8 protein-coding genes and 1 pseudogene are annotated in these 9,112 nt (G+C 73.5%); 2 read left to right on the plus strand and 7 right to left on the minus strand.

Annotated features, from left to right (window positions below):
• The 5 genes and pseudogenes from CCS38_RS34695 to pdhA all read right to left on the minus strand — a co-directional run.
• Positions 1-197: pseudogene (locus CCS38_RS34695) on the minus strand (NADH-quinone oxidoreductase subunit C); the annotation flags it as partial.
• A gap of 179 nt (positions 198-376) precedes the next feature.
• Positions 377-1,264, minus strand: a complete 888-nt coding sequence (locus tag CCS38_RS34700; protein WP_223737600.1) for an NTP transferase domain-containing protein — start codon at positions 1,262-1,264, stop codon at positions 377-379.
• Positions 1,265-1,357: 93 nt separating this feature from the next.
• A complete protein-coding gene (locus CCS38_RS34705) occupies positions 1,358-2,731 on the minus strand; it encodes a dihydrolipoamide acetyltransferase family protein (protein ID WP_223737601.1) in 1,374 nt (457 codons plus the stop codon).
• Complete coding sequence (locus tag CCS38_RS34710; RefSeq protein ID WP_223737604.1) at positions 2,731-3,792, minus strand: alpha-ketoacid dehydrogenase subunit beta; 1,062 nt, start codon at positions 3,790-3,792, stop codon at positions 2,731-2,733. The genes CCS38_RS34705 and CCS38_RS34710 overlap by 1 nt, the downstream gene beginning before the upstream one ends.
• Positions 3,792-4,946, minus strand: coding sequence for a pyruvate dehydrogenase (acetyl-transferring) E1 component subunit alpha (pdhA, locus tag CCS38_RS34715; protein ID WP_223737605.1), 1,155 nt, complete (start codon positions 4,944-4,946; stop codon positions 3,792-3,794). The genes CCS38_RS34710 and pdhA overlap by 1 nt, the downstream gene beginning before the upstream one ends.
• Before the next feature lie 232 nt (positions 4,947-5,178).
• Here pdhA and CCS38_RS34720 point away from each other — a divergent pair, with 232 nt between their 5' ends.
• On the plus strand, positions 5,179-5,667 hold the full coding sequence (locus tag CCS38_RS34720) for an Lrp/AsnC family transcriptional regulator (protein ID WP_030259305.1): 489 nt from the start codon (positions 5,179-5,181) through the stop codon (positions 5,665-5,667).
• A 35-nt stretch (positions 5,668-5,702) separates the two neighbouring features.
• Here CCS38_RS34720 and CCS38_RS34725 read toward each other — a convergent pair whose 3' ends face one another.
• The gene (locus CCS38_RS34725; protein WP_223737606.1) at positions 5,703-6,296 is read right to left on the minus strand and encodes a TetR/AcrR family transcriptional regulator; all 594 of its coding nucleotides are present in this window, start codon (positions 6,294-6,296) and stop codon (positions 5,703-5,705) included.
• Positions 6,297-6,532: 236 nt separating this feature from the next.
• Between CCS38_RS34725 and paaN the strand changes: the two genes are divergently transcribed.
• Positions 6,533-8,230: a phenylacetic acid degradation protein PaaN gene (paaN, locus tag CCS38_RS34730; protein ID WP_223737607.1), complete on the plus strand. Its 1,698-nt coding sequence runs from the start codon at positions 6,533-6,535 to the stop codon at positions 8,228-8,230.
• 16 nt (positions 8,231-8,246) lie between these two features.
• Here the strand turns inward: paaN and CCS38_RS34735 are convergent, their stop codons facing one another.
• Positions 8,247-8,933: a TrmH family RNA methyltransferase gene (locus CCS38_RS34735; RefSeq protein ID WP_263302906.1), complete on the minus strand. Its 687-nt coding sequence runs from the start codon at positions 8,931-8,933 to the stop codon at positions 8,247-8,249.
• Between the last annotated feature and the right edge of the window lie 179 nt (positions 8,934-9,112).

Below are 9,112 nucleotides of genomic sequence, written 5' to 3' on the forward strand. Positions count from 1 at the left end.
GCCGGAGCAGGCGCCGCAGTCGGGCCCGGGAGGTCCGGGGAGCCGGGGCCTCCCGGGCCCGACTGCGGCGCCTGCTCCGGCCGCGGCTGCGGCTGCGGCTCGGGCTGCGGCTGCGGCTCCGGGGTACGGGCCGCGGCCGCCGCCTCCGGCCCTGTTTCGTGGCGGCTGTTGCCCCATGGCGCGTGCCACGGGTCCATCCACGTACGTTCGGACGAGCGCTCGCGGGCACGGTGCTCCGCGCCTTGGGGTGCGGCGTCCGCTGTACGAGACGCGGCGTCCGATGTCCGGGGCGCGGCTTCCGGTGGCCGGGGCCGCCCCGCGTTGGCGATGGCGAGCGCGTCGTCGAATTCGCCGGGGTCTCCCGTAAGACCGGGCATCATTCCTTCGCTTCCCCGGCTTCGCCGGCTTCCGCGGCTTCGGCTTCCGCGGCCCAGCGGTTCGCCAGCGCCGCCGCGCGCCTGCTGACCTCCGCCACGTCGAGGCCCTGCTGGGCGGCCGCGTACCCGACGAGGAAGGTCGTCAGCGGCGCGGCCGGCCGGGCCACGCCGTGCGCCGCGTCCCGCGCCAGGTCGAGGAGGTCGGCCGTGTCGACATCGAGTTCGATGCCCAGTTCGGCCTTGACTGCGGTGATCCATTCGTCCAACACGTGTCCATGCTCCCTGATCCGGGCGCGCGCCGCGCTGAGGGCCTCCCAGGTGTCGCAGTCGAACGAGGCCGCCGCCGTGTCGTCCCGCACCCGCACCACCGTCAGTTCGGCGAGCAGGGCACGCAACGGCAGCCCGTCGAGCCCGCCGCGCGCGGCCCGCAGCGTCTCAAGGGCGCGGCGCAGCGCCGCGGCCCGGTACGCCGCCACGAGCGGCTGGTCCCGCCCGTCGCCGTCGACCAGCAGCGCCCCGTCCGCCTGGCCGGGCGGCTCGCCGGGCCCCGGTCCGGCTCCCGCCGCCAGCAGCGCGTCCACCGTCCCGGCGGTGAGAAAGGGCAGGTCGGCGGAGAGGACGAGCACCGTGTCGGCCGTGGTGTGCCGCAGGCCCGCGTCCAGCGCCGCGACCGGTCCGGCCCCGGGCGGGTCCTCGCGCGTCGTCACCACGGGGCGCGCGGTCGGCCGCTCGGGCCCGACGACCACAGTGCGGGCCGCACCGGGGCAGGCGGCGAGCACCCTGTCCAGCAGGGACCGGCCGCCGACCGCGAGGGCCGGCTTGTCGGCGCCGCCGAGCCGGCGCGCCGCGCCCCCGGCCAGCACGATGGTGTCGTAGTCGGTCGTCACCCCCCGAGTATCACCGGCACCGGGCGATCGACACCCCGTCCGTACCGGTGTTCGTGATCGTGGTGCCTCGCACAGCACCCGCGGTGGTGCCTCTCACAGCCCCCGCAACAGAATCGCCGGCGATTCCACGCAGTCCGCCACGAAGCGCAGGAAGCCGCCCGCCGTGCCGCCGTCGCACACCCGGTGGTCGAAGGTGAGCGAGAGCTGTACGACCTGCCGCACGGCCAACTCCCCTTCGAGCACCCAGGGCTTGGCGGCTATCCGGCCGACGCCGAGCATCGCGGCCTCGGGGTGGTTGATGATCGGCGTGGAACCGTCGACACCGAAGACGCCGTAGTTGTTGAGGGTGAACGTGCCGTGCGTCAGCTCGGCGGGCGCGAGCCGGCCCGCGCGCGCCGTCTCGGTGAGCCGCGCCATCTCGGCGGAGAGCCCCTCGACCGTACGGGCATGAGCGTCCCGTACGACCGGCACGATCAGCCCGCGGTCGGTCTGCGCCGCGAACCCCAGATGCACGGCGGGGAGCCGAACGATCTCGTGCGTCGCCGTGTCGACGGTGGAGTTCAGCTCCGGATAGCGCGCGAGGGCCGCCGTACAGATCCGGGCCAGCAGCGCGAGCAGCGACACCTTCTCGCCGCGCCCCGCGTTCATGGCGCGCCGTACGGCCAGCAGCTCCGTCGCGTCCGCGTCCACCCAGCAGGTCGCGTCCGGGATCTCCTGCCGACTGCGGGCGAACTTCTCCGCCGCCGCGCCCCGCATCCCCTTCAGCGGCACCCGCTCGGCCCCGGCCGGGGCCACGGCACCGGGCTCCGCGGGGGCGGCGGCCGCCTGCTTCCCGCCGCGCAGCACGTGCTCGACGTCGGACCGCAGGATCAGTCCCTCCGGGCCGCTCCCCCGCACCGTGCGCAGGTCCACGCCGTGCTCCCGTGCCAGCCGCCGCACGAGCGGCGAGATCACCGGCACGGGCCCCGCCCCGCCGGCATCCTGCGGGACCTCCCGGACGTCCGCTTCCCGGACCGTCAGCTGACCGGCTGCCGTCTCCTCGACCGCCGCCGTCTCCCTCGGACCGCCCGCACCCGTCGTACGGGCCGCGTCCGACGGCCGTACGCGTCGCCGGCGCCCCGCCGGGGCGCTCGTGCCGTACCCGACCAGTACGTTCCCCGAGCCCTCGGCCTTACCGGCGCGCTCGCCGTCCGTGGCGCGTTCGGTCCCGGCGTCCGGTGCCGCTCCCACCGCCACCGTCACCAACGGGGAGCCGACCGGCACTTCGTCGCCCTCCGCGCCCATCCGGGCCGTGACGACGCCGCCGTACGGGCACGGCACCTCGACCATCGCCTTGGCCGTCTCGACCTCCACCACCGGCTGGTCGACGGCGACGACTTCGCCCACCTCGACCAGCCAGCGCACGATGGTCGCCTCGGTCAGCCCCTCGCCCAGATCGGGCAGCGGGAACTCGCGTACTTCGGCCATCACGCGCCACTCCCCTCGGTGCCGCCCCCGGTCCAGTCGGACTCCCACTGCAGGCGCGCCACGGCGTCCAGCACCCGGTCGACGCCGGGCAGGTGGTGCCGCTCCAGCATCGGCGGCGGATACGGGATGTCGAAGCCGGCCACCCGCAGCACGGGGGCCTCCAGGTGGTGGAAGCAGCGCTCGGTGATCCGGGCGGCGATCTCCCCTCCGGGACCGCCGAAACCCGTGGACTCGTGGACGACGACCGCGCGCCCCGTGCGCCGCACCGACGCGCACACCGTCTCGTCGTCGAACGGCACCAGGGAGCGCAGGTCCAGCACCTCCAGGTCCCAGCCCTCCTCCCGGGCCGCCTCGGCGGCCTCCAGGCACACCGGCAGCGACGGCCCGTACGTGAGCAGCGTGGCGCTGCTCCCGGGGCGGCGGATCTCCGCGCGTCCGATGGGCGCGACGGGCGCGGGCTCCTCGGGGGACCAGTCGGCCTTGGACCAGTACAGCCGCTTGGGCTCCAGGAAGACCACCGGGTCGTCCGAGGCGATCGCGGCCCGCAGCATGCCGTACGCGTCGGCGACGGTCGCCGGGGCGAACACCTGAAGGCCGGGCGTGGCCATGTAGTACGCCTCGGAGGAGTCGCTGTGGTGCTCGACGCCGCCGATCCCGCCGCCGTACGGGATGCGGATCGTCAGCGGCATCGGGAGCGCGCCCCGCGTCCTGTTCCGCATCCGCGCCACATGGCTGACGAGCTGCTCGAACGCGGGGTAGGCGAACGCGTCGAACTGCATCTCCACCACGGGCCGCAGGCCGTACATCGCCATGCCGACCGCCGTGCCGAGGATGCCGGCCTCGGCGAGCGGGGTGTCGGTACAGCGGTCCTCACCGAACTCCTTGGCGAGCCCGTCGGTGATCCGGAAGACACCACCGAGCTGCCCGACGTCCTCGCCCATCACATGGACGGTGGGATCCTCGGCCATGGCGTCGCGCAGCGCCCGGGTGAGGGCCTGCGCCATCGTGGCGGGCCTGCGCTCGGTCGCGGTCGTGCCCCCGGCGGCGACTGCGGTGCTCATCAGTGCTCCCCTTCCGCTGCGATCTCGGCCCGCAACAGGTCCGCCTGCTCGCGCAGTTGGCCGGTCGGCGCGGCATACACGTGGTCGAAGAGGTCCATCGGGTCCAGCGCCGGGTCCGCGTTCATCCGCTCGCGCAGCGCGCCGGCCATCTCCTCCGCCGCGTCCTTCGTGGCGCTCACGTACGCGGGCGTCAGCAGGTCCCGCTCGGCCAGCTCGCGCTCCAGCAGCGTGATCGGGTCGTGGCCGCGCCAGGTCTCGACCTCGGCGTCGCTGCGGTAGCGGGTCGCGTCGTCGGCGTTGGTGTGCGCCTCCATGCGGTACGTCACGGCCTCGACCAGCGTGGGGCCGCCGCCGCGGCGCGCTCGCGCCACCGCCTCGCCGAGCACTTCGTGGAGCGCGGGCGCGTCATTCCCGTCGACCAGCCGGCCGGGCATGCCGTATCCCACCGCCTTGTGGGCGAGCGAGGGGGCGGCCGTCTGCTTGGCGAGCGGGACGGAGATCGCGAAGCCGTTGTTCTGGACCAGGAAGACGACGGGCGCCTGCCATACGGCCGCGAAGTTCAGCGCCTCGTGGAAGTCGCCCTCGCTCGTGCCGCCGTCGCCGACCATGGCGAGCGCGACGACGTCGTCGCCCTTGAGGCGGGCGGCGTGCGCGAGGCCCACCGCGTGCGGCAGCTGGGTGGCGAGCGGGGTGCACAGCGGCGCCACGCGGTGCTCCCGCGGGTCGTACCCCGTGTGCCAGTCGCCGCGCAGCAGAGTGAGCGCCTGCACGGGGTCCAGGCCGCGGGCGACGGCGGCGAGGGTGTCGCGGTAACTGGGGAAGAGCCAGTCGCGCTCCTCCAGGACGAGCGCGGCGGCCACCTCGCACGCCTCCTGGCCGGTGGAGGAGGGGTAGACGGCGAGCCGGCCCTGTCGGGTGAGGGCGGTGGCCTGGGTGTTGTACCGGCGGCCGCTGACCAGCTGCTCGTACAGCCGCTTGAGCAGGCCGTCGTCCAGCCCGCGCGCCGCGTCCGTGCCCAGCAGGCGGTACGGCTCCTCGTCGGGCAGGAGGGGCCCGGGGTCGACGCGGGGCCGCCAGGCGGGCGGCGGGACCGGGCGGTCGCCGGTCGCGGTGCTGCCGTGCCTGCTGCTGCCGGGCTGCTCGAGAACCGTCATGAGGGGCACCTCCTCGGTGGAAGGGGTGGCGCTGTGCGCCGCGTACGGGGTGGTGACGGGCGACTGGAGGGAAAACTGCGGGTGCGGGGGACCGGCCGGTGGGCCGGACTCCTCCCTACCGATTGTTCGGTTGCCGACACATTTTGGCTACAGGTGGGCCGAGCCTGTGGACAATCGGTTCTGCACAGCCTGGAATGGAGTCAGGACGTCCAAGAAGGGGAGACAGGACGGCATGTCGGACGAACAGATGGTCAATCCCGCCGGACGACACCCCGTCCGTCCACTGGACGCCGTCGACCGCGACATCCTGCGCATGCTGCAGACCGACGGCCGGGCGTCGATACGGTCCGTGGCCGACCGCGTGCACATCTCACGGGCCAATGCGTACGCCCGGATAAACCGCCTGCTGGACGACGGCGTCATCCGCGGTTTCAGCGCCCGGGTGGACCAGGAGCGGGCGGGTCAGGGCGCGTCGGCGTACATCACGCTGAAGATCGTGCAGAACTCCTGGCGCACGGTGCGCGAAGCGCTCCAGGCACTCCCGGGCGCCGCCCACATCGCCCTGGTCAGCGGGGACTTCGACGTCCTGCTGCTGGTCCACACGAAGGACAACAGGGCGCTGCGGGAGCTGGTCCTCACCCGCATCCAGTCGATACCGGAAGTACTGAGCACCCGCACGCTGCTGGTCTTCGAGGAGACGGATCTCGAACCGGAGGGGTGAGCGGGACGCGGGCGGCCCGCACGGGGCCGTCGGCGTCAGCCTTCGTTGCGCAGGCCCGCGAAGGCCGTACGGACCACCGCGTCGGCCACTTCCTCGGTGCTCGCCGAGCCGCCGCGGCCCGGCCGGTACCACTCCACGATCGAGTTGATCATGCCGAAGAGCAGCCGCGTCGCCAGCCGGATGTCGGCGTCGGGGCGCAGGTCGCCCTCGGCGGCCGCTGCCTTCAGCAGCTCGGCGACCTCGTTGTCGAAGTCGCGGCGGCGCTCCATGGCCCACCGCTCGGTGTCGGTGTTGCCCCGCACCCGCAGCAGCAGCGTCACGTACGGCAGCTCCGCGATCAGTACCTCGACCTCGCGCCGGGTCACGTACTCCAGCCGCTCGATCGCCCGCCCCTGGGTCGCGCCCGGCTCCTGGAGGACGCCGAAGAGACCGTCCAGCGCCCTGCTTATGGCCCGCCGCAGCAGCTCTTCCTTGCTGCGCACGTGGTGGTAGATGGAGGACTTGGAGATGCCGGCCGCCTTGGAGAGGTGCTCCATGGACGTGCCGTCGTAACCGCGCTCGTTGAACACCTCGACGGCGACCGCGAGCAGCGAATCGGGCGTGTAGGTGTCGCGCTTGGCCATGGTCATGATTACAGCAGCTTTCCGGACGGGGCCGCACAGCGGACCAGGGAGCGGGATGGACCGGCGGCCGGCGGGCGGGCGCGGAGCGGGCTCCCGCACCACGCGCCCCGCCGTGACGACCGGCGCCCCCGCGGAGTTTTCCACAGGCTTTCCGGGCCCCCTTGCCCCGACCGATCGTTCGGTTACTCTAGCTCCCGATGCCCGTCCGCTCCCAGCCCGGCTCGACGAGGAGTTGGTCCACGATGGCCGCCGACCCGACCACGACGCAGTTGATCGAGAAGCACCGCCCCACGCTCGACCAGGCACTGGAGACCATCCGCAGCCGGGCGTACTGGTCCCCGCACCCGGAGCACCCCAAGGCGTACGGCGAGGACGCCGCGCCCGAGGGCAAGGCCGCCTTCGAGGCCCTCCGCGGCACCCGCTTCGAGCTGGACCAGCCCGGCACCGACGGCTGGTCCGGCGAGGAGATCTCGCCGTACGGCATCGAGCTGGGCATCACCTATCCGCACCCCGACCCCGATGTCCTGCTGCCGGTCATGCGCGCCGCGATCCCGGACTGGCGGGACGCGGGGCCCGAGGCCCGCGCCGCGGTCTGCCTGGAGATCCTGGCCCGGATCAACGCCCGCACCCACGAGTTCGCGCACGCGGTGATGCACACCAGCGGCCAGGCGTTCATGATGGCGTTCCAGGCCGGCGGGCCGCACGCCCAGGACCGCGGCCTGGAGGCGGTGGCGTACGCGTACGCGGAGCAGACCCGCACGCCCGGCGAGGCCCCCTGGTCCAAGCCGCAGGGCAAGCGCGACCCGCTGGAGCTCAGCAAGACCTTCCAGGCCGTCCCGCGCGGCGTCGCCCTGATGATCGGCTGCAACACCTTCCCCACGTGGAATGGCTATCCGGGCCTCTTCGCCTCCCTGGCCACCGGCAATCCTGTGCTGGTCAAGCCGCATCCGCGAGCCGTTCTGCCGCTCGCCCTCACCGTCCGCGTCGCGCGCGAGGTGCTCGCCGAGGCCGGCTTCGACCCGAATCTGGTCGCGCTCGCCGTGGACCGCCCCGACGAGGGCCTCGCCAAGATCCTCGCGCTCCGCCCCGAGGTGCGCATCATCGACTACACCGGCTCCACCGCCTTCGGCGACTGGCTGGAGGAGAACGCCCGCCAGGCGCAGGTGTACACGGAAAAGGCCGGCGTCAACACCGTCGTCATCGACTCGACGGACGACTACAAGGGCATGCTCGGCAACCTGGCGTTCTCGCTGTCCCTCTACAGCGGCCAGATGTGCACCACCCCGCAGAACCTCCTCATTCCCCGGGACGGCATCAGCACGGACGCCGGCCCGAAGACGTACGACGAGGTGGTCGATGACCTCGCGGGCGCCGTCCAGGGCCTGCTCGGCGACGACGCCCGCGCCAACGCCCTGCTGGGCGCGATCGTGAATCCGCAGGTGGGCGGGCGTATCACGGCAGCCCCCGACCTCGGCGACGTCGCGCTGGCCTCCCGCGAGGTGACCCACCCGGAGTTCCCCGGCGCCACGGTCCGTACGCCAGTGATGGTCAAGGCCGACGGCGAGCGGAAGCAGTGGGAGGCCGCGGACGCCGAGCCCCCCTTCCTCTCGGAGTGCTTCGGCCCGGTCTCCTTCGCCGTCGCCGTGGACTCCACACCGGAGGCGGTGGAGCTGCTGCGCCGCACGCTGCGGGACAAGGGCGCCATGACCGTCGGTGCGTACACCACCTCGCCGGAGGTGGAGCGCCTGGTCGAGGACGCCTGTCTGGAGGAGTGCGCCCAGCTCTCGCTGAACCTCACGGGCGGGGTGTACGTCAACCAGACCGCGGCGTTCTCCGACTTCCACGGCTCCGGCGGCAATCCGGCGGCGAACGCGGCCCTGTGCGACGCGGCGTTCGTGGCCAACCGGTTCCGGACGGTGGAGGTGCGACGCCAGGCGTAAGTGCCTGGAGCGTGTCCTAGGCGGGCGGCTCGATGCGGGCGTGGCGGCCGATCCAGGCGTGCATGGCGATGGCGGCGGCCGCCCCCGCGTTGATCGAGCGGGTAGAGCCGAACTGCGCGATCGAGCAGACCATCGAGGCGTGCGCCCGGGCCTCCTCGGTCAGCCCCGGCCCCTCCTGCCCGAAGAGCAGCACGCACCGCCGCGGCAGTTCCGTGGTCTCCAGCGGGACGGCGCCGGGGAGGTTGTCGATCCCGATGATCGGCAGCTCCTCGGCGGCCGCCCAGGCGGTGAGGTACGCGGTGTCGGGGTGATGGCGCACGTGCTGGTAGCGGTCGGTCACCATCGCGCCCCGCCGGTTCCAGCGCCGCCGGCCGACGATGTGGATCTCCTTGGCCAGGAAGGCGTTGGCGGTGCGGACGACCGAGCCGATGTTGAAGTCGTGGCCCCAGTTCTCCACGGCCACGTGGAAGTCGTGGCGACGGGTGTCCAGGTCGGCGACGATCGCCTCGCGGGTCCAGTAGCGATACTGGTCGACGACGTTGCGCCGGTCACCGTGCGCGAGCAGCTCGGGGTCGTACCGCTCGTCCTGCGGCCAGGGCTCCGGGTGCGGCCCCACGCCGACCACGGTCGCGAAGCCCTCGTCGTACTGGACGGGCTCGGCGGTCCGGGCGGACTCGTCGGGGAGGATCGTCGCCGGACCCAGGGTGCGCCGTTCGTGGCCCTCCGGGCTGCCGCCGGTGCTGTCCTGACCGCTGCCGGTGGTGTCCGTACCGCTGCCGGGGGCGGTTTTCTCGCTGCTCACCCCACGAGCGTATGGCCACCGCCGGACTCCCGCGTACGAGCCCCCGGTCCACCGGCAGGCTCCTCCGCGTCCCCCGGCCC

It is taken from the genome of Streptomyces purpurogeneiscleroticus, from assembly GCF_020024005.1.
In the GTDB taxonomy this organism is placed as follows: Bacteria; Actinomycetota; Actinomycetes; order Streptomycetales; family Streptomycetaceae; genus Streptomyces; species Streptomyces purpurogeneiscleroticus.

What these genes read in the sequence shown, in the direction of transcription:
- CCS38_RS34705 (WP_223737601.1), bottom strand. Translation starts at nt 2,731, where the DNA reads ATGGCCGAAGTACGCGAGTTCCCGCTGCCCGATCTGGGCGAGGGGCTG.
- paaN (WP_223737607.1), top strand. Translation starts at nt 6,533, where the DNA reads ATGGCCGCCGACCCGACCACGACGCAGTTGATCGAGAAGCACCGCCCC.
- CCS38_RS34725 (WP_223737606.1), bottom strand. Translation starts at nt 6,296, where the DNA reads ATGACCATGGCCAAGCGCGACACCTACACGCCCGATTCGCTGCTCGCG.
- CCS38_RS34720 (WP_030259305.1), top strand. Translation starts at nt 5,179, where the DNA reads ATGTCGGACGAACAGATGGTCAATCCCGCCGGACGACACCCCGTCCGT.
- CCS38_RS34710 (WP_223737604.1), bottom strand. Translation starts at nt 3,792, where the DNA reads ATGAGCACCGCAGTCGCCGCCGGGGGCACGACCGCGACCGAGCGCAGG.
- pdhA (WP_223737605.1), bottom strand. Translation starts at nt 4,946, where the DNA reads ATGACGGTTCTCGAGCAGCCCGGCAGCAGCAGGCACGGCAGCACCGCG.